17 protein-coding genes are annotated in these 19,856 nt (G+C 74.8%); 11 read left to right on the top strand and 6 right to left on the bottom strand.

Annotation, left to right across the window (positions count from 1 at the left end; all coding sequences use genetic code 11):
* Positions 1-267 precede the first annotated feature (267 nt).
* The 3 genes from AB0O53_RS11285 to pgfA all read left to right on the top strand — a co-directional run bounded on the left by AB0O53_RS11285 (position 268) and on the right by pgfA (position 3,379).
* On the top strand, positions 268-2,052 hold the full coding sequence (locus AB0O53_RS11285; protein ID WP_350994939.1) for a calcium-binding protein: 1,785 nt from the start codon (positions 268-270) through the stop codon (positions 2,050-2,052).
* A 179-nt stretch (positions 2,053-2,231) separates the two neighbouring features.
* Entirely contained in the window at positions 2,232-2,372 is a 141-nt protein-coding gene (locus tag AB0O53_RS11280) for an SPW_0924 family protein (RefSeq protein ID WP_350994938.1), read from the top strand.
* A 14-nt stretch (positions 2,373-2,386) separates the two neighbouring features.
* Positions 2,387-3,379, top strand: a complete 993-nt coding sequence (gene pgfA, locus AB0O53_RS11275; RefSeq protein WP_350994936.1) for a cell envelope lipid trafficking protein PgfA — start codon at positions 2,387-2,389, stop codon at positions 3,377-3,379.
* Here the strand turns inward: pgfA and hrpB are convergent.
* Positions 3,369-5,966, bottom strand: coding sequence for an ATP-dependent helicase HrpB (gene hrpB, locus AB0O53_RS11270; protein WP_365194678.1), 2,598 nt, complete (start codon positions 5,964-5,966; stop codon positions 3,369-3,371). The two genes, pgfA and hrpB, sit on opposite strands and share 11 nt — an antisense overlap.
* 4 nt (positions 5,967-5,970) lie before the next feature.
* Entirely contained in the window at positions 5,971-6,819 is an 849-nt protein-coding gene (locus tag AB0O53_RS11265; protein ID WP_365194675.1) for a class I SAM-dependent methyltransferase, read from the bottom strand.
* Positions 6,820-7,171: 352 nt separating this feature from the next.
* Here AB0O53_RS11265 and rpsA point away from each other — a divergent pair, with 352 nt between their 5' ends.
* From rpsA to AB0O53_RS11245, 4 genes are all read left to right on the top strand, one after another.
* Positions 7,172-8,680: a 30S ribosomal protein S1 gene (gene rpsA, locus AB0O53_RS11260; protein WP_030666059.1), complete on the top strand. Its 1,509-nt coding sequence runs from the start codon at positions 7,172-7,174 to the stop codon at positions 8,678-8,680.
* Between the two features lie 234 nt (positions 8,681-8,914).
* The gene (locus AB0O53_RS11255; RefSeq protein ID WP_350994930.1) at positions 8,915-9,853 is read left to right on the top strand and encodes a PAC2 family protein; all 939 of its coding nucleotides are present in this window, start codon (positions 8,915-8,917) and stop codon (positions 9,851-9,853) included.
* A 69-nt stretch (positions 9,854-9,922) separates the two neighbouring features.
* Positions 9,923-10,582, top strand: a complete 660-nt coding sequence (coaE, locus tag AB0O53_RS11250) for a dephospho-CoA kinase (protein ID WP_350994928.1) — start codon at positions 9,923-9,925, stop codon at positions 10,580-10,582.
* 66 nt (positions 10,583-10,648) lie between these two features.
* On the top strand, positions 10,649-11,035 hold the full coding sequence (locus AB0O53_RS11245; protein ID WP_350994926.1) for a tetratricopeptide repeat protein: 387 nt from the start codon (positions 10,649-10,651) through the stop codon (positions 11,033-11,035).
* Between the two features lie 59 nt (positions 11,036-11,094).
* Here AB0O53_RS11245 and AB0O53_RS11240 read toward each other — a convergent pair whose 3' ends face one another.
* Entirely contained in the window at positions 11,095-11,355 is a 261-nt protein-coding gene (locus AB0O53_RS11240; protein WP_350994924.1) for a DUF6343 family protein, read from the bottom strand.
* Between the two features lie 82 nt (positions 11,356-11,437).
* Positions 11,438-12,055: a hypothetical protein gene (locus tag AB0O53_RS11235; RefSeq protein WP_365194671.1), complete on the bottom strand. Its 618-nt coding sequence runs from the start codon at positions 12,053-12,055 to the stop codon at positions 11,438-11,440.
* Between the two features lie 170 nt (positions 12,056-12,225).
* Between AB0O53_RS11235 and AB0O53_RS11230 the strand changes: the two genes are divergently transcribed.
* From AB0O53_RS11230 to AB0O53_RS11220, 3 genes are all read left to right on the top strand, one after another.
* Positions 12,226-13,557 carry a helix-turn-helix domain-containing protein gene (locus tag AB0O53_RS11230; RefSeq protein ID WP_365194669.1) on the top strand — a complete coding sequence of 444 codons (1,332 nt, stop codon included), beginning with the start codon at positions 12,226-12,228 and terminating at the stop codon, positions 13,555-13,557.
* A gap of 170 nt (positions 13,558-13,727) precedes the next feature.
* Positions 13,728-16,547, top strand: coding sequence for an SCO1167/SCO6262 family helicase (locus AB0O53_RS11225; protein ID WP_365194839.1), 2,820 nt, complete (start codon positions 13,728-13,730; stop codon positions 16,545-16,547).
* Positions 16,544-17,749: an SWIM zinc finger family protein gene (locus tag AB0O53_RS11220; RefSeq protein WP_365194667.1), complete on the top strand. Its 1,206-nt coding sequence runs from the start codon at positions 16,544-16,546 to the stop codon at positions 17,747-17,749. The genes AB0O53_RS11225 and AB0O53_RS11220 overlap by 4 nt, the downstream gene beginning before the upstream one ends.
* Here AB0O53_RS11220 and AB0O53_RS11215 read toward each other — a convergent pair.
* Positions 17,730-18,278, bottom strand: coding sequence for a hypothetical protein (locus AB0O53_RS11215; RefSeq protein ID WP_350994916.1), 549 nt, complete (start codon positions 18,276-18,278; stop codon positions 17,730-17,732). The genes AB0O53_RS11220 and AB0O53_RS11215 overlap by 20 nt on opposite strands.
* Positions 18,279-18,428: 150 nt before the next feature.
* On the opposite strand from AB0O53_RS11215, the gene AB0O53_RS11210 reads away from it, so the two are divergent.
* Positions 18,429-19,091 carry a chaplin gene (locus AB0O53_RS11210; RefSeq protein WP_365194663.1) on the top strand — a complete coding sequence of 221 codons (663 nt, stop codon included), beginning with the start codon at positions 18,429-18,431 and terminating at the stop codon, positions 19,089-19,091.
* On the opposite strand, the gene AB0O53_RS11205 is transcribed toward AB0O53_RS11210, so the two are convergent.
* Positions 19,084-19,752, bottom strand: a complete 669-nt coding sequence (locus tag AB0O53_RS11205; RefSeq protein ID WP_365194660.1) for a DUF2293 domain-containing protein — start codon at positions 19,750-19,752, stop codon at positions 19,084-19,086. The two genes, AB0O53_RS11210 and AB0O53_RS11205, sit on opposite strands and share 8 nt — an antisense overlap.
* Positions 19,753-19,856: the final 104 nt, after the last annotated feature.

The raw sequence follows: 19,856 nt of genomic DNA, 5'->3' as shown, positions 1-19,856 counted from the left end.
CGGCCGTGTCCACCCGGGCGCACGTTTGTATGACTTCCGGATCACCGGCACCGCCACAGGCGGTGCCGGTCCGCACGTTCCGGGAGGGTTTCCGATGCGACTGAGACGTGGCCCGGCCACCGGACGCAGTCGGCTCCTGCCACCTCACTGAGGCCTCCGCCGACCCGGACGGTTCGCCCACTCCCGCAGCCCGTCCGCCGCGCCCGGCCCAGGCCGGACGGCGCCCGCGGACCGTTGCTGCCGCGCCGCAAGGAGACACACAGCGCCATGCCGTTCCACCCCACCTCCCGGCCCCGCCGCACGTCCCGTCGCCTGCTCCGGGCGTCCTCCCGGCTGCTCGTCACCTCGGCCGTGCTCGCCGGCGGACTCGCCGGTTCCCTGCTGACGGCCACGCCCGCCCTCGCGGTCGGCGAGTGCGGCACCGACTCCATGGGCGGCAGCACCGGGATCGACGTCCAGATCGTCGGCAACACCATCACGTGCACCTACTCCCTCACCGGCGACGCCGGCGGCGAGTTCACCTTCGCCGTGCCCGCCGGGGTCACCTCGCTGAGGACCATCACCGCGGTCGGCGGCTCGGGCGCCGCCGCCGGGGGCGGTGCGGGGGGCGGCGCGGGCCAGGTCACGGCCGATTCGCTCGCCGTGACCTCCGGCGCCACCCTCTACCTCCAGCTCGCCGGACGGGGCGCGGGCCAGGCCGGCGGCTACAACGGCGGCGGCGCCGGCGCCGCCGCCACGGGCGGCTCGGGCGGCGGTGGCGGGGCCACGGCCATCCAGACCTGCATGGCGGGAAGCTGCGCCTTCACGGGCGCGACGGCGACCGACCCGCGGCTGCTCGTCGCCTCCGGCGGCGGCGGCGCGGGAGGCGTCAACCTGGGCGGCGGCGGTACCGGCAACGGTCCCGGCGGCGCCAAGGGCGCTTCGATTCCCAACGCGATCGCGGCCGGCGGCGCCGGCGGCGGGTTCGGCATCGGTGGCGGCGGGGGCGGCGGCAACAACAACGGCGGCAACGGCACCACGATCGGGGGCGGCTTCATGGGAACCGGCGCCGGTACCGGTGGCGGTGTCACCATCCTCTCCATGGGCAACCACGGTGGTGCGGCCGCCTCCTACACCGCGGGCGGCGGTGGCGGCGGCAGCCGGGCCGACTCGGGCCCCGGCGGTGGCGGCGGGGGCAGCACCGCGGGATTGTCGCCGGCCGCCGGCAACGGCGCCCCCGCGCAGGGCGGCAACGGCAATCCCAGCATCGGCGGTGGCGGTGGTGGCGGCGGCTGGTACGGCGGCGCCGGTGGCGCAGGCGGCGCCGGCGCGGGCTCCTCCTACGCCTCCCCGACGGCCGTCACCAACCCGGTGGCCACCCCGGTAACGCCCGCGACCCGTCCGACGCTCGTCTTCACCTACACCATCCAGAACCTCGCCTGGGTCACCACGAGCCCGCTGCCGAACGCCACGCAGGGCAGCCCCTACTCCACCACCCTGCAGACCTCCGGCGGCTCCGGCGCCCCCGCCTTCGCCGTCACCGCAGGCGCCCTGCCGCCCGGCCTCGCCCTCGACCCCGCCACCGGTGTCATCTCCGGGACCCCGACCGCGACCGGCACCTACGACGTCACCGTGCGGGCCACCGACCCGGACCCGAACGTCACCCCGATCACCCGGGACTTCCAGCTGACCGTCGTCGCCGCGCCCGTCCGGACCTGCGCGAACACCGCACCCACCATCACCGGGAACAACCTCCCGAACCTCCTCGTCGGCACCCCCGGCGACGACGTGATCTTCGGTCTCGGCGGCGCCGACGTCATCGACGGCCGCGGCGGCAACGACCTCCTGTGCGGCGGCGACGGCGCCGACCGGATCACCGGCGGCGAGGGCAACGACCGCGTCGAGGGCCAGGAAGGCCCCGACGCCCTCTCCGGCAACAACGGCGACGACGCCCTCTTCGGCGGCAACGGCCCCGACGTCCTCGACGGCGGCGCCGGCACCAACACCAACGACGGCGGCGCGAGCCCCAACGTCTGCGTCCGCCCGCTCACCGGCCCCGGCTGCACCGTCTGACCGGGCGCCCGCCCTCCCGTACGGGCTGAAGGAGGAGCCACCCGCCACCCCCCACGGGCGGGTGGCTCCGCCGTGTCCGCCCACAGGCCGCGGACCGGGCGCCCAGACGGTTCTCATCTCGCCCCCGCGTTGCTACGGTGCCCCATCTCTGACGCCTCATCAGATTCCGGAGCCCCGGCATGCGCGCATTCGTCGCCGCCGTCATCGGCCTCGCGGCCGCGCTGGCCCTCGTGTTCGCCGTCACGGCGTTCGGGGTGCCCGAGGGCGAGACCTCACCCAAGCCCCTGCTCACCACCGCGCCCCCCGCGCCCGGACAGTAGAGGAGGGCCCGGCCGTGCGACGCAGAGCGAGCCTTGTCCTGCTGGCCCTAGCCGTGTTCTGCGCAGCCCTCGCGCCCCTGCTGCGCTGGTACGCGTACCCGCGCCTCGCGAAGATCCCGCCGAACCAGTACCAGGAGATGGTCCTGGAGGCGAAGGACGCGACCCTCCTCGACTACGCCGGCGGCATGCAGCCCAAGAAGGTCGACAAGGTCACGATCGTCCAGACCCTCAAGGGCAACGTGGAGGCCTCCAGGGAGATCGAGGCCGACGCCGGCAAGGACGTCGTCGTCTGGGACACGCTGTCCTACATCATCGGCCCGGACGGCAGGATGGTCTCCCAGATCCCCGAGCGCTACATCTTCGACGCGCACACCCAGGACCCGGTGCACGCCACCGGGGAGATGGTCGACGGCGACCCGGTCAAGCGCCAGGGCATCGAGTTCAAATGGCCCTTCTTCACCGAGCCGCGCGACTACCTCTACTTCGACGCCCAGACCCGCACCTCCTCGCCGATCCACTACGTCGGACCGCGCCGCTTCAAGGGCATGGACGTCTACTACTTCGAGCAGACCGTCCCCTGGACCAAGGTGGCCATGCCGAAGAAGATGCCGATCGAGGGCATCGACCCCGCGACGATCGAGGCGGCCACCGGCACCACCCTCTGGTACACCGCCAAGGTGCGCTTCTGGGTCGACCCGGTGACCGGGGCACCCGTCAACGCCGAACAGGACATCCAGCAGGAGATGCGCGGCGGCATCGCCTCGGGCGGCCCCGACGGCAGGCTCACCGCCTTCGCCGGACACGTCACCCTGCGCGAGGACTACTCCGACCACACCGTCGCCCTGGTCAAGGCGAACCGCGCCAAGGTCCTCGCGCTGCACACCTACGCCCCGGCCGGCCTGGCCGCCGGCGGCCTCGCACTGCTCGGGCTGGCCCTGTGGCTGGAGGCCCGCGGCCGCCGGGCACGCGACGACGGACCCGTCCCGCGGGACGGGGTCAGCGCCTGAGCCGGGCGTTGGTGTGCCGGGTGGGCTCGGCCGTGGCCGGGTCCTCCGGCCAGGGGTGCTTGGGGTAGCGGCCGCGCAGCTCCGCCCGTACGGCGCGGTAGCCGCCCTGCCAGAAGGAGGCCAGGTCGGCGGTGACCGCCGCCGGACGCCCGGCCGGCGACAGCAGGTGGACGAGTACGGGAACCCCCGCCACCCGCGGGGTCTCGGCGAGCCCGAACAGCTCCTGCAGCTTCACCGCCAGCACCGGCTGCCCGTGCTCGGCGGAGTAGTCCAGCCGGATCCGGGACCCGCTGGGCACCTCCAGGCGCTCCGGAGCCAGCTCGTCCAGCCGGGCCGCCTCGCCGGTGGCCCACGGCAGCAGCCGGTTCAGGGCCTGGCCGGCGTCGATCCGGGCCAGGTCCGCGCGCCGCCGGGCCCGCGACAGCTCGGGCTCCAGCCAGTCGTCGGCCCGCTCCAGGAGCACCCCGTCCGCCTCCACGTCGGGCCACCCGCCGCCGAGCGTCCGGTGCAGGAAGGCCAGGCGCGCCCGCAGCGTCCGCGCGTCCGGGGACCAGCGCAGCAGCTCCAGCCCCTCGGCGCGCAGCCCTTCGAGCAGGGCCGCCCGTACCAGCGCCGGGTCGGGGGTGCGCAGGGGGCGCACGGCCAGCTCGACGGCCCCCAGCCGCTGCGCCGCGCGGGCGACCACGTCCCCGTCCTCCCAGCGCACCTCCTCGGCGTCGGTGCGCAGGTGTGCGGCGGCGGTCAGGGCGGTGTCCTCGTCGACGACCGCCGCGAGCCGGATCCGTGCGGAGGCGGAGTGCGGGGGCCGGTCGGCGACGGCGACGGCCAGCCAGGGCGCGTGCCGCAGCGGTGATCCGTCGCCGAGCGCGGCCCCGGTCCCGGAGGCCATGAGGAAGGCCCCCTCGCCCCTGGCCTTCGCCACCCGCTCGGGGAACGCGAGGGCGGCGATCAGCCCGGCGGCGAGGTCATCGGGTGCGGCGCCGCCGCCGGGGCTCCGCCCCGCACCCCGCTCCTCAAACGCCGGAGGGGCTGGATTCGCCGACGGCCGCCCGACGGCTGCGGTCCCGGATTCGGCGGTGCGCCCCGCAGGGGTCACGGCACGGGAGAGGCGGCGGACCTCCGCGCGCCAGCGGGCGGCGTACGCGTCGCCGCCCGCGCGGGCCCGCCGCCAGGCCGCGGCCAGGTCGTCCCCGTACTCGCGCGGCGGCTCGTCGCCCAGCAGCGCCACCACCTCCGCCGCCCGCTGGGTGCCGAGCGCCGCGCTGCCGTCCAGCAGGGCCCGCGCCAGCCGCGGGTGCAGCCCGAGCCGGGCCATGCGCAGCCCGCGCGGGCCCGGCCGCCCGGCCGCGTCCACCGCGCCGACGGCCACGAGCACCTCCCGCGCCGCGGCCATCGCCCCGGCCGGCGGCGCGTCCAGCAGCGCCAGCCCGGACGCGTCCGGGTCGCCCCAGCACGCCGCCTGCAGTGCGAACTGCGCCAGGTCGGCGATGCGTATCTCCGGCGCGGGGAACGCCGGCAGCCGGCCGTCCTCCGCCTCCGTCCAGCAGCGGTACACCACGCCCGGCGCCTCGCGCCCGGCCCGGCCCGCCCGCTGGCGTCCGGCTGCGCGGGAGGCCCGTACGGTCGCCAGCGCGCCCAGCCCGCGGGCATGGTCCACGCGGGGTTCGCGGGCCAGCCCCGAATCGACCACCACGCGCACCCCGGGGACGGTCAGGCTCGACTCCGCCACCGCCGTCGCGAGGATCACCCGGCGGTGCTCCGAGGCCGTCAGCGCCGCGTCCTGCACGGCCGCCGGGGCCCGGCCGTGGACCTGGAGCACCTCCGCGTCCACACCGCCCAGCTGCCCCGCCACCCGCGCGATCTCGCCGACGCCGGGCAGGAAGCACAGCACGTCGCCCGTACGCTCCGCCAGCGCCCGCCGCACCACCGAGGCCACGTGCGCGAGCTGCGCCGGGTCCACGCGCATCCCGTGCGGCGGCCGCACCGGGCGGGCCGGGGGCGCCCAGACGGTCTCCACCGGGTACGAGACCCCCGCGGCCTCCACCACCGGCGCGCCCCCGAGCAGCCGGGCCCAGCCGGCGGAGTCCGTCGTCGCCGAGGCCGCCACGAGCCGCAGCTCCGGGCGCAGGGTCTCGCGTACGTCGAGGAGGAACGCGGCGACGGTGTCGGCGTCGAGGTGCCGCTCGTGGCACTCGTCCAGGACGACCACGTCCACGCCGGCCAGCTCCTGGTCGCGCTGGAGCCGCTGGAGCAGCACCCCGGTGGTCACCACCTCCACCACCGTGCCGGGGCCGGCCACCCGCTCGCCGCGGACCGTGAACCCGACCGACGCGCCGACCTGCTCGCCCAGCAGCCAGGCCATCCGGCGCGCCGCCGCCCGGGCGGCGATCCGCCGCGGCTCGGCCACGACCACCCGGCGCCGCGGCCCGCCGCCCACCAGGCCCGCGAGGACCAGCGGCACCAGCGTCGTCTTGCCGGTGCCGGGCGGCGCGCACAGCACCGCGGTGCCGTGGGCGTCGAGCGCGGAGACCAGCGCGGGCAGGGCCTCGCGTACGGGAAGGGCGTCGAGGGCGGCCTGGCGGATCAAGACGTCAGGCCCTCTCGCAGACGAAGATCGCGGTGCCGGGGATCAGGTTCCCGCGCAGCGGGGACCAGCCGCCCCACTCCTGGCCGTTCCACTCGGGCCACTCGGGCTCGACGAGGTCGAGCAGGCGGAAGCCGCCCGCCACCACGTCGCGGACGCGGTCGCCGAGGGTGCGGTGGTGCTCGACGTAGACCGCGCGGCCCTGCTCGTCCTGTTCGACGTAAGGCGTCCGGTCGAAGTAGGAGGCGGAGACGGTCAGGCCCTCGGGTCCGGGTTCGTCGGGGAAGGCCCAGCGGATCGGGTGGGTCACGGAGAAGACCCAGCGGCCGCCGGGGCGCAGCACGCGGTGCACCTCGCGCATGACGTTCACCGGGTCGGCGACGAAGGGGACGGCGCCGTAGGCGGAGCAGGCGAGGTCGAAGGAGCCGTCGCGGAAGGGGAGCCGGCCCGCGTCGGCCTCGACCAGGGGGACGTCCTCGCCGATGCGCAGGGCGTGCTGGAGCTGGCGGTGGGAGAGGTCGAGGGCGACCGGGCGGGCGCCCCGGGCGGCCAGCCAGCGCGAGCACTGGGCGGCGCCGGCGCCGATCTCCAGCACGTCCTTGCCCTTGAGGGAGGCGGCGGGGCCCAGGAGGGCCGCGTCCGCCTCGTCGAGCCCCTCGGGCCCCCACACGAAGCGGTCGTCGCCGAGGAAGGCGCCGTGCTCGCTCTGGTACTCGTCGGCGTTGCGGTCCCACCAGCCGCGGCTCGCGCGGCTGCTCTCCGCTTCCCCGGCGTCACGGCGTGTGGCCTCCGCGTCGTCCGCGGAGTCGGAATCGGCCGCGTACGCGTCTTCGGGGGCGTCGTCCTCTTGGTTCATGGGGCCCGTCGTCGTAGTCTGCGAATGTCTTGGGAAGTGGCAGGAACCGCCATCAGGGCGTTCCCGCCCATGAATTGTGCCGGTTGTGCGGTGATCCGCCCGGGGTGTGGGCCTTCGCGCATTGACCCTGTCCGGCCGCCCCCGTATGCTACAAGTTGCGCTGCGAGCCTGTGCTCCTCAGACCTAGCAGGCTGCGCTTGCATCTGTTGATGTCCCCTCGGTTTTCGAGGCCCTTCCCGCTTGTGCGGATCAGGGCTTCCTTGGCTGTCCGGCTTCTTCGGCAGATGCCGATAAGGGCTCCCGGCGTAGCAGTACCTACGACTTTCTGTCCGTAACCGGAGCCCTTTCCCACATGACGAGCAGCACCGAGACCACCTCTACCACTCCGCAGGTAGCGGTCAACGACATCGGTAACGAGGAAGCCTTCCTCGCCGCGATCGACGAGACGATCAAGTACTTCAACGACGGCGACATCGTCGACGGCGTCATCGTGAAGGTCGACCGGGACGAGGTCCTGCTCGACATCGGTTACAAGACGGAAGGCGTGATCCCGAGCCGCGAGCTCTCGATCAAGCACGACGTCGACCCGAACGAGGTCGTCAAGGTCGGCGACGAGATCGAGGCCCTGGTTCTCCAGAAGGAGGACAAGGAAGGCCGTCTGATCCTGTCCAAGAAGCGCGCTCAGTACGAGCGTGCCTGGGGCACGATCGAGAAGATCAAGGAAGAAGACGGCATCGTCACCGGTACCGTCATCGAGGTCGTCAAGGGTGGTCTCATCCTCGACATCGGCCTCCGCGGCTTCCTCCCGGCCTCCCTGGTCGAGATGCGTCGCGTCCGCGACCTCCAGCCCTACGTGGGCAAGGAGCTCGAGGCGAAGATCATCGAGCTGGACAAGAACCGCAACAACGTGGTCCTGTCCCGCCGTGCCTGGCTGGAGCAGACCCAGTCCGAGGTCCGCCAGACGTTCCTCACCACCCTCCAGAAGGGTCAGGTCCGCTCCGGCGTCGTGTCCTCGATCGTCAACTTCGGTGCCTTCGTGGACCTGGGTGGCGTCGACGGTCTGGTTCACGTCTCCGAGCTGTCCTGGAAGCACATCGACCACCCGTCCGAGGTTGTCGAGGTCGGCCAGGAAGTCACCGTCGAGGTCCTCGACGTCGACATGGACCGCGAGCGTGTCTCCCTGTCGCTGAAGGCGACGCAGGAGGACCCGTGGCAGCAGTTCGCCCGTACGCACCAGATCGGTCAGGTCGTCCCGGGTAAGGTCACCAAGCTGGTTCCGTTCGGTGCGTTCGTCCGTGTGGACGAGGGCATCGAGGGTCTGGTCCACATCTCCGAGCTGGCCGAGCGCCACGTGGAGATCCCGGAGCAGGTCGTCCAGGTCAACGACGAGATCTTCGTCAAGGTCATCGACATCGACCTCGAGCGTCGCCGGATCTCGCTGTCCCTGAAGCAGGCCAACGAGTCCTTCGGTGCCGACCCGGCGTCGGTCGAGTTCGACCCGACCCTGTACGGCATGGCCGCGTCCTACGACGACCAGGGCAACTACATCTACCCCGAGGGCTTCGACCCCGAGACCAACGACTGGCTCGAGGGCTACGAGAAGCAGCGCGAGGCCTGGGAGACCCAGTACGCCGAGGCGCAGGCTCGCTTCGAGCAGCACCAGGCTCAGGTCATCAAGAGCCGCGAGGCCGACGAGGCCGCTGCTGCCGAGGGCGCTGCCGCCCCGGCCGCCGGTGGCAACGCCGGTGCGGGCATCTCGGGTGGTTCCTACTCCTCGGAGTCGGACGAGACCTCCGGCGCCCTGGCGTCGGACGAGGCCCTGGCCGCGCTCCGCGAGAAGCTGGCCGGCGGCCAGAGCTGATCGCAGCGCGCATCGCACTCCGGTGTGAGCAGAGCTGACTGAGTACGACGGTGAGGCCCGTCCCCTTCGGGGGGCGGGCCTCTCCGCGTTCCCGGTGTCCCGGTGTTCCGGTGCGGTTCCGCGGTTCCGGGCCCTTCGTGATCGATTGCGTTCCTGTGAAGGCGGCCAACTGGGGAATGGCGGCGCGGCCTTGGACGTTCTTGGCAGAGAACGAGACGAGGAGGAGTGGTGGCGGTGCTTGATCCACAGGGCTTGTACGAATGGGATGCCAAGGGTCTGGCGGTGGCGGACCTGGCGGTCGCCCAGGACTCGGCCGGGCTGGTCATGCTGTACCACTTCGAGGGGTACATCGACGCGGGAGAGGCCGGCGAGCAGATCGTCGAGCGGCTCCTGGACACGCTGCCCCACCAGGTGGTCGCCCGCTTCGACGCGGACCGGCTCGTGGACTACCGGGCGCGCCGTCCGCTGCTGACCTTCCAGCGCGACCACTGGGCGGAGTTCGAGGAGCCCCGGCTGGAGGTCCGGCTGGTCCAGGACGCCACCGGCGCGCCGTTCCTGCTGCTGTCCGGCCCGGAGCCGGACGTGGAGTGGGAGCGGTTCTCCGTCGCCGTCCGGCAGATCGTCGAGCGCCTCGGGGTCCGGCTCTCGGTCAATTTCCACGGCATCCCGATGGGCGTCCCGCACACGCGGCCCGTCGGCATCACCCCGCACGGCAACCGGACCGACCTCATGCCGGGGCACCGCAGCCCCTTCGACGAGGCCCAGGTGCCCGGCAGCGCCGAGTCCCTGGTGGAGTTCCGCCTGTCCCAGGCCGGGCACGACGTGCTCGGTGTCGCCGCCCACGTACCGCACTACGTGGCGCGCTCCCCGTACCCGGACGCCGCACTGACGGTGCTGGAGGCCATCACGGCGGCGACCGGCCTGGTGCTGCCGGCCGTGGCGCACGCGCTGCGGACCGAGGCGCACCGTACGCAGACGGAGATCGACCGGCAGATCCGCGAGGGCGACGAGGAGCTGGTCAGCCTGGTGCAGGGGCTGGAGCACCAGTACGACGCCGCCGCCGGGGCCGAGACGCGGGGCAACATGATCGCGGAGCCGGCGGAGCTGCCGTCGGCGGACGAGATCGGCCGCGAGTTCGAGCGGTTCCTGGCGGAGCGCGAGGGCGAGGGCTGAGACCCGTACGGGGGTCCGGCGCCCGCACGGGTGTACGGGGATCGCCGGACACCCCCTAAGCTGCGGGGCATGCTGAAAGTGGGCCTGACGGGCGGAATCGGTGCCGGCAAGAGCGAGGTCTCGCGACTGCTGGCGGGGTACGGGGCGATCGTCGTCGACGCCGATCGGATCGCACGGGAGGTCGTGGAGCCCGGTACGCCGGGGCTCGCGGCCGTCGTCGCGGCCTTCGGGGAAGAGGTGCTGACCCCCGAGGGAGCCCTGGACCGGCCCAAGCTCGGCTCCATCGTGTTCGCGGACCAGGACAAGCTCCGCACCCTCAACGCGATCGTGCACCCACTGGTCGGGGCCCGGTCCGCCGAGCTGGAGGCCGCCGCCGGCCCGGACGCCATCGTCGTCCACGACGTACCGCTGCTCACCGAGAACGGCCTCGCGCCCCTCTACGACCTGGTGGTCGTGGTGGACGCGGCCCCGTCGACGCAGCTGGCCCGGCTGACCGCGCTGCGCGCGATGGCCGAGGAGGAGGCCCGGGCCCGGATGGCCGCGCAGGCCACGCGCGAGCAGCGGCTGGCGGTGGCGACCCTCGTGATCGACAACGACGGGCCGCTGGACGCGCTGGAGCCGCAGGTGCGCAAGGTGTGGGAAGAGCTCACGGCCCGGGCCGCGGACCGGGCATCGGGCGGGGCCCCGGGAAGCGCCCCGGACCGGGCCCCCGGAAGCGCCACCGCCTGACGTGTGCATGGAATAGCGGGTGGGGCGGGGGCGTTGAAGGCGCCGGTAGAGGGAAGGATCCATACCGTGTCCGAGACCACGCGTCCCACGCCGTCCAGCCCGGAAACACACGTCATCGACTTCCGGGCGGCCGAGCAGCTGCTCGCCGCCCGCGACCCGCGCGGCGCGGTCAAGCTGCTCGACTCGGTCATCGCCGCCCACCCGGAGAACACGGCGGCCCGGCTGCTGCGTGCCCGGGCCTTCTTCGCCGCCGCCCAACTGCGTCCGGCGGAGCTGGAGTTCGAGCTGGTGCTGGAGCGGGAGCCGGACAACGCCTTCGCCCACTTCGCGCTCGCCCGCACGCACGAGCGCGCGGGCCGACCGGAGCAGGCGCGCAAGCACTTCAGGCTGGCCGCGGCCCTCGACCCGCAGCCGGAGTACCTGGCGGCCGCCCGCTTCGAGGAGCAGGCCTGACCGCTGATGGCCCGATGGCCCGATCGCCCGCCTGACCGCGTGATCCGGCCGGGCGCCGGTCAGTGGCCGGCGGGCGGCTCGTACGGGGGGACGTCCCGGCCCGGCTGGTAGTGCGGACCCTGGTGGATGTGGCGCACGATCATGAACAGGTCCACGCTCACCACCACCGCCAGCGCCCCGCACGCCGCCGCCCATCCGGGACGGCCCGCCAGCGAGAAGGCGGCCGTCCCAGCGGCGGACCAGACCAGCCCCCAGACCCCCAGCCAGAACCGCAGCCGCAGCGGACTGCGGGCTGTCACCGGCTCGTTTCCGGAACGCATGGCCATCGCCTCTCGCTGTCCATGGTCCCACTCGGCCGGCCCGCCGGGCCGCCCCTCCGGGCTACGGGCTACGGGCTGCCGGTTACGGGTGGAGCTTGTTCACGGCCTTGGTCGTCGTCTTCTTGAAGGCGGCGACCGGGGCCTGCGACAGGTCGCCCATCTGGCCCCACTTCACGACGGTCACGGTCGAGCCGTCGCGCCCGATCCCGTACAGGTGCACGCCCGGCTCGGACTCCGGGATCGAGGTGTGGACCCCGTAGACGTGCGCGCCCTCCTCCACGGGCAGGGTCCCGTAGTCCTGCCAGGAGGCCGTGCCGCCCGGGGTCGTGCGCAGCCAGTCGGCGGCGCAGGCGGCGACCTTGCGCTCCAGCGTGCCGACCAGCTTGGCGGCCGCGGCGGGCGAGGCGGACCGTACGGAGACCTGCACGGCCCCGGTGTCGAGCTCCGTGCCGAAGGTGCGGTGCCAGCTGCCCGCCGACGGCAGTGCGCCGTCCAGGCAGAACGGCGCCGTCTCCGGCAGCCCCTTGGTGATCTCGCCGGAGTACCAGGGGGACGTCGGGTGCGGCGGCAGGTCGGTGCCGGTCAGGAAGCCGGGTGCGCCGGCGGCCGCGGCGGAGGTCGAGGTGGTGAGGACGAGGGTGGCGGCCGCCGCGACCAGCGCGGTGGCGAGGGCGGCGGCGGTGTCGGTACGTCGGAACATGTCGGTCTCCCCGTGGATGGATCGGTATGCCTGACAAGGCTGTTCCCCGGCACGGGCGCAGGGCGAGGGTTCGGGGCGAAATCGGGACACTGGAACGCCCGTACGCGCTGTCACCTGGGGTAACACCTCAGGCATGGAACGGAGCCACGGGACACGGGACGGGGGACGGCGTGAGTGAGGCCGAGGATTTCGCGCGGCTGATGCGGGAGCTGAAGGAGCGTGGCGGGCTGAGCTACGGCGTCCTGGCGCGCAGGCTGCACACGAGTACGTCGACGCTGCACCGCTACTGCAACGGGGAGGCGCTGCCGGCGGAGTTCGCGGTGGTGGACCGCTTCGCGCGGGCCTGCGGGGCCTCGGCGGCGGAGGCGGTGGACCTGCACCGGGCATGGCTGCTGGCGGACGCGCGGAGGCGGGCGGGGACGGCCGCGCCGGCGCCTGCGCCGGCGCCGGTACCGGAGCCGGAGCCGGAGGTACCTGCCCCGGCCCCGGAGCCGCCGGTACCCGCCCCGGCCCCGGATGCTGCCGCTGCGGCGGAGACGGCCGTGCTGGTGGTCGGTCCGGCCGCGGTGGCGGAGCCCGGGGTCCGTCCGCGCTGGTACCGGCGCAGGGCGGCCGTGGTCGGTGCCGCGGGGCTGGCGGCGGGCGCGGTGGCCGTGGCGCTGCTGGCGGTGACCGGACCCGACCGGGGTGCGCCGCACCCCGGCGCGGGCGCCGGCCCGGGGGCCGCCACGGGCGGACCCGCCGGATCCGCCTCGGCGGCGGGAGCGGCTCCGTCGGAGCCCGCGGCGGGTTCGGCGACGGGCTCGGCCCCGCCTTCGGCAGCGTCGGCGGAACCGACCGCGGCACCGGCCCCGTCCTCCGCCCCGCCGTCCGCCCCCGGGCAGGCGCCGGCGGCGCCCCTCAGGGCGGCGGTGCGGACGCACGTGTGGGCCGCGGGCTGCGACCACGCCTACCTGTCCGAGCGGGGGCCCGCATCGGTGCCCCCGCCGCCCGTGGAGGCGGACGCGCCCGCCTGGGCCTCGGCGCAGCGCGCCGTCCACGCCGGGGACCAGACCGTGGAGGTCACCCTGCACGGCACGGGCGCGGGCGCGGTGGTCCTGGAGGGCCTGGAGGTGCGGGTGGCGGCGCGACGTACCCCGCCCGCCTGGAACGTCTACCAGATGTCGCAGGGCTGCGGCGGGGGCATCACCCCGGCCGTCTTCGCCGTCAACCTCGACGCGCCGCGCCCGCTGGCACGCCCCGTCGCCGGGAACGACGCCGGGAACCGGCTCCCCGCCCCGGCCTTCCCGATGCGGGTCTCGGCCGCCGAGCCGGTCGTCCTGCGGGTGGCGGCGGCCACCACGGGCTGCGACTGCGACTGGTCCCTGGACCTGCGCTGGTCCTCACCGGCCGGGTCGGGGACCCTGCGCATCGACGACGGGGGCCGGCCCCTGCGCACGAGCGCGGCCACCGGTCGGCCCGTCTACGGGTACGCCCTGGAACAGGGCCGCTGGGCCCGCTGAAACCGCAGGTCAGAGGGTGTTGTCGGTGGCCGCACCTAGACTCGTGGGGAAGGGTCGGCAGGACCGGTGAGGACATCGTGAGGGAGGGGGACACCATGACGACGCAGATTCGGACGCAGACGCAGACGTTCGCGCGGGCGCAGACGCTCACGCGGGAGCAGGAGCGGTCGATGCCGCACGCGGCGGCGCTGCTGCGCCATGCCGCCGTCTTCCTGCCCGCGGCCGTCCCCCGGGAGGGGCGGGTCGCCTTCTGGTCGCCCGCCGGGGACCCCCTGCCCGAGGCGGGCACCCCCGCTCCGCTCACCGTCGTGCGGCCGCACGGCACCGGGGTCCGCAGCCGGACCGTGCCCGCGGTGACCTTCTCCGTCGCCGCCGCCCTGCCCCTGCTCGCTCAGGCCCCCCGCGGCGGCCTCGCGCACCCCGCCACCCGGGCCTGGGGCACCGCCGCCGTGCAGGCCCTCACCCTGGCCGCGCGCGGCCGGCTGCTCCCCGGGCTCACCCCCGAGGGCATCGACGCCTGGCGCGCGGGCCCGCTCGACGCCGCCGACATCGCCCACCTCAGGGCGGTCGCCGCCGCCCTGCCCCACGAGGGGTACGCGACGCCCCTCGCCGGGCGCCGCCCGCTCCGGCTGCCCGAACCGGAGGCGCTGGTCCGCGCGTTCCTCGACGCCGTCGCCGACAGCCTGCCCCGCACCCCGGCGGCGGCCGTCGCCGCCGGGCGGCCGTTCGCCGCCCGGGAACCGCAGCGGGTGCCCGGGATACAGGAATGGGCCGCGCAGGTCGCGGCCGGATCCGACAGCGGGGTCGGGCTCTCGCTCCGCCTCGACCTGTCCTCCTTCCGCCTCTTCGACGAGGCCGAGGGGGAGGAGACCCGGCGCGCCGGGGCCGCCGTCGTCCAGGTCCACAGCCTCGCCGACCCGACGCTGGTCACCGATGCCGGGCAGCTCTGGGCCGGTACCGCGGGGGCCGGCTTCGGGCCCCGGGCGCGGATCGACGCCGTACTCGCCCTGCGCCGGGCCGCGCGGGTCTGGCCGCCCCTGCTGCGGCTGCTGGACCAGCCCGTGCCCGACGCGCTGGCCCTGTCGGACCCCGAGCTGGAAGACCTGCTGGGGGCCGCCGCGAACCGGCTGGGGGCCGCCGGGGTCGTCGTCCACTGGCCGCGCGACCTGGCCCGTACGCTGTCCGCGACCGCCGTCGTACGCTCCACCGCGCCCGGATCCGCCACCGACGGGACCGCGTTCTTCGACGCGGAACACCTCTTCGCCTTCTCCTGGGAACTGGCCCTCGGCGGCGACCGGCTCACCCCCGGCGAGATGGACGCGCTGGCACAGGCCCACCGGCCCGTCGTACGGCTGCGGGACCAGTGGGTGCGGGTCGACCCGGAGCTGGTGCGCAAGGCGCGCAAGCGCGAACTGGGCCTGCTGGACCCGGTGGACGCGCTGGCCGCCGCACTGTCGGGGACCGCGGAGGTCGGCGGCGAGCCGGTCGAGGCGGTGCCCGTGGGCGCGCTGGCCGCGCTCCGCGAGCGGCTGACGCGGGAGGTCGAGCCGCTGCCGCAGCCCGCCGCCCTCAAGGCCACCCTGCGCGACTACCAGGCCCGCGGCCTGGCCTGGCTGGACCTGATGACCTCCCTCGGCCTCGGCGGCTGCCTCGCCGACGACATGGGCCTGGGCAAGACCGTCACCCTCATCGCGCTGCACCTGCACCGGGACCGCCGCGAGCCGACGCTCGTCGTCTGCCCGGCCTCGCTCCTGGGCAACTGGCAGCGGGAGATCGAGAAGTTCGCCCCGGGCACCCCCGTACGCCGCTTCCACGGCGGCGGCCGCAGCACCGAGGACCTGACGTCCTGCGAGGGCGGGTTCGTCCTCACCACCTACGGGACGATGCGCGCCAGCGCCGCCCAGCTCGCCGAACAGCGCTGGGGCATGGTCGTCGCCGACGAGGCGCAGCACGTCAAGAACCCCCACTCGGCGACCGCGAAGGCACTGCGCACGATCCCGGCGCCGGCCCGGGTCGCGCTGACCGGCACCCCGGTGGAGAACAACCTCTCCGAGCTGTGGGCCCTGCTCGACTGGACCACGCCGGGCCTGCTGGGCCCGCTGACCACCTTCCGGGCCCGCCACGCCCGCCCCGTGGAGCACCAGCAGGAGGAGGACGGCGGCAACGAGGCCGCGGTCGCCCGCCTGTCCGCGCTCGTACGGCCGTTCCTGCTGCGGCGCAAGAAGTCCGATCCCGGTATCGCGCCCGAGCTGCCGCCGAAGACGGAGACCGACCATCCGGTGTCCCTCACCCGGGAGCAGGTCTCCCTCTACCAGGCCGCCGTGGACGAGGCGATGGCCGTGATCGAGTCCAGCGAGGGCATCGAGAGGCGCGGCATGATCATGAAGCTGCTCGCCTCGCTCAAGCAGATCTGCAACCACCCCGCGCAGTACCTGAAGGAGGAGCAGCCCCGGCTGCCGCACCGCTCGGGCAAGCTCGCCCTGCTGGACGAGCTGCTCGACACGATCGTCGCCGAGGGCGGTTCGGTGCTGGTCTTCACGCAGTACGTGACGATGGCCCGGCTCATCGAGCGGCACCTGTCGGCCCGAGGGATCGATGCGCAGCTCCTGCACGGCGGTACTCCCGTCGCCCGCCGCGAGGAGTTGGTGGACCGCTTCCAGGCCGGCGAGGTCCCCGTCTTCCTGCTCTCCCTCAAGGCCGCCGGCACCGGTCTGAACCTCACCCGCGCGGGCCACGTCATCCACTTCGACCGCTGGTGGAACCCGGCGGTCGAGGAACAGGCCACCGACCGCGCCTACCGCATCGGCCAGACCCAGCCCGTCCAGGTCCACCGGATCATCGCCGAGGGCACCGTCGAGGACCGCATCGCCGAGATGCTGGAGGCGAAGCGGGCCCTGGCCGACGCCGTCCTCGGCTCGGGCGAGGCGGCGCTGACCGAGCTGACCGACCGCGAACTCGCCGACCTCGTCTCCCTGCGGAGGCCCGCATGATCACCGCGCGGGACGACCGCCGCCGCACCTTCGAGACCGTGCCCGCGGGGGCGGAGGCGGTGAGCTGGTGGGGCCGTGCCTGGGTGGCCGCCTTGGAGGAGACCTCCGGCGACCCGGCCCGCCTGGCCCGGGGCCGCGCCTATGCCGAGTCCGGGCACGTCGACGCGGTGACCGTCACCCCCGGCCGGATCGTCGCGTACGTCCGCGGCAGCCGGCCCCGCCCGTACCGCACCGAGCTGACCCTGCCCGCCTTCGCGGACCCGGAGTGGAGCGAGCTGCTGGAGGAGGTCGCGGCCGACCCGGCGGCGCTCGGCGCCCTGCTGGAGCGCGAGGTCCCGCAGTCGCTGGCGGGGACCGTCCTGCCGGGGGCGGGCGAGCTCGTCCCGCACTGCTCCTGCCCGGACTTCGGGCGTCCGCCGTGCAAGCACGCCGCCGCCCTTTGCTACCGCGCGGCCCGTCTCCTCGACGAGGACCCCTTCGTCCTGCTGCTCCTGCGCGGCCGCGGCGAGCGGGAGCTCCTGGAGGACCTCACCCGCCGCAATGCCGCCCATGCCGCGCGCGAACAGCCCGACGCGGCGCCGGACTTCCCCGCCGTCGGGGCCCGGGAGGCGCTCGCCCGCACCGTCCTGCCGCCGCTGCCCGCGCCGCTCGCCCCGCCCGCCGCGGCGGGCCTTCCGCCCGCCTACCCGGCCGACCCGGCGGCGCCGGACCCGCTGGCCCTCGACCAGCTCGCCTCCGACGCGGCCGCCCGCGCCCTCGCACTGCTCACCACCGGCGAGGACCCGATCGCCGGGCTCTCCCTCTGGCAGGACGCCGTACGGCTGGCCTCCGCCGAGCCCACCTCCGGCCTGACGGGTGCGGCCCGCACCCTCTACCGGGACCTGGCCCGCGCCACCGGGCGCACCACCACCGACCTCGCGCGGGCCGCGGCCGCCTGGCGGCAGGGCGGGCGCCCCGCCCTCGCCGCGCTCGAAGACCCCTGGGACCCGCCGGCCGGCCCCTTCGACCGGGCCCGCCCCGCGCTCCTGGCCGCGGCGCAGGGCGCCTTCCGCCCGGACCGCAACCGGCTGACGGCCCACACCCGCCAGCTCCGGCTCGGCCGCGACGCCCTCTGGTACGCCTACGAGTCCCGCCCGGGCGACGAGGACTGGTGGCCCACGGGCCGCCCCTCCCCGGACCCGGTCAGCGCCCTGCTGGGCTGAGACCCTCCGCCCAGCGGGTCAGGGCGGTGAAGTCGCGGTCCCGCAGGCCGTGGCGCGGGTGGACGCGCAGCAGCAGGGCCGGGGCCGGATGGTGGACGGCCACCCAGGCCCGGTCCTGTGGGGTGATCATGTCGTCGACCCAGGCGAAGGGGCGGCCGGCCGCCCAGTCCCGCAGATGGCGGGTCTTCCACGAGAGGCCGTCGGGGTCCTCGGCGAACAGTTCGGGCCATGCGACGACGGGCAGGTCGCCGGGGAGCCCGATGTGCGGGGAGATCAGGGTGTTGGCCTGGTGCGTCCAGGCGGTGGCCCAGGCGATCTCGAAGGGCAGGGCCAGCAGCCGGGCGCCGTGGGAGGGGTGGAGGCGGACGCGGGCGCCGCGCCGGGCCCTGCGGGTCTCCGGATCGCGGTAGGAGAGCCAGACGTCCGGCCACATGCGGTGGCTGCGGTAGCCGCGCAGGCCGGCGGAGAGGGAGCGGAAGGGGTTGAGCGGGCCGTCCACGTCGAGGAGCAGCAGTGGGCGATCAGTCATGAAGTACCCAGTACCCAGTACACGATTGAGTGAAATCCCTACCACCTCTATAACCCGTATGGGTTTGGAGGCGTTGTTTCCGGTGCGGGGCTGGCCCCCGAAATCCATCCGGAAGGCAGGAAAGTGATGCGTCACAGTCGTCGAAGTGGCTTGATCGCGGCGGTCGTTGCAGGCGGCGGCCTGGCCGTCGCGGGTGTGAGCGGACTCGCCCACGCCGATGCGGAGGCCGGCGGCAAGGCCGAGCGTTCGCCCGGTCTGCTGTCCGGGAACCTGGTGCAGCTGCCGGTGAATCTGCCGGTGAACCTCTGCGGGAACACCGTGAACGTCGTCGGCGCGCTGAACCCCGCGGCCGGAAACAGCTGTGCCAACGACTCGCGCGGAGGCGGCGGCGGCTCGTCGCAGCAGGGCGGGGGGAACGGCGGGGGAGCGGTGGCAGAGGGGCGCGGAAAGGATTCTCCAGGCGTATTGTCAGGCAATGGGATCCAGCTCCCGGTCGACCTCCCGCTGAACGTCAGCGGCAACTCCGTCAACGTGGTCGGCATCGGGAACCCCGTCCACGGCAACACGTCCGTCAACGTGGAGAAGCCCACCCCCGGCAAGCCCGTCCAGCCGCCCGTCGTCGAGAAGCCGGTCACCCCGGTCACGCCGGTCACTCCCGTCGCGCCGGTCGTCCCGGTCACCGAGGCCAAGCCGCCGCGGCACACCGAGGCGCTCGCCCACACCGGGGCCGACGGCGCCGGGTACCTGCTGCCCGTGGGCGGAGCGGCGCTGCTCGGCGGTGTCCTCCTCTACCGCCGCTTCCGGCTCAACTAGCCTCCCTCCGTGCCGCGGTGCGCCACCCGTCCAGGATGGCGTCGATCCGCGGAGCCAGCCGGGCGCGGGCCGCGAAGCGGGGGACACCCGCCATCAGCAGGGCGTCGTACTCGGTGTCGGTGTGCCGCACCGCCGCCCGCACCGCCACCGAGACGGCCGCCTCGTCCAGGGCCCGCCCCGCCGCGGTGCGGCCCACCCGGCCGCTGCCGCGCACCGAGGCGTGGGTGGCGATCGCCACGGCCCGGTCGGCCGGACAGCCGGGGAACAGCCGGACGATCTCCGCGGCGAAGGCTGCCGTGAACCGGACGTCCTCCGCCGCACGCCGCAGCCGGTCGCGCTCCCGGCGCCGCGCCCGCGCCTCGGAGTCCGCGAGACAGGCGCGTTCCGCAGCGGCCAGGGCGGCGTCCTCGACGAGGAGCCCGAGGCGCTCGTACCGGCGCCGCCGCCTGTGGAAGCGCACCACGACGGCCGAGAGCGAACTGGCCTCGCGGGAGCGGCGGGTGAGCGCGGCGTCCCCGCGCGGAAGATAGACGAGATGCCCCAGATCCGCACAGTCCAGACACCGGGGCACGCCGGCCTCGCGGACCAGGTGCCGGAGGGGGCCCCGCCGGCACTCCGCACAGTGGATCTGCTTCGCAGACTCGAACACGAGCAGGCTCATACAGGTGTGATACCGCCCTGCGCCCCTCATATCACCTGGTGGAGAAGGGCGGTTGAGGTTTCACCGACCCTTCCGGGATCGGCCTGATCGCTCCTACGGTGGGC

The sequence above is a fragment of the Streptomyces erythrochromogenes genome, assembly GCF_040684695.1.
GTDB lineage: Bacteria > Actinomycetota > Actinomycetes > Streptomycetales > Streptomycetaceae > Streptomyces > Streptomyces erythrochromogenes_C.
Note: the sequence above shows the minus strand (reverse complement) of the source record. Positions and strands in the feature narration are given on the sequence as shown.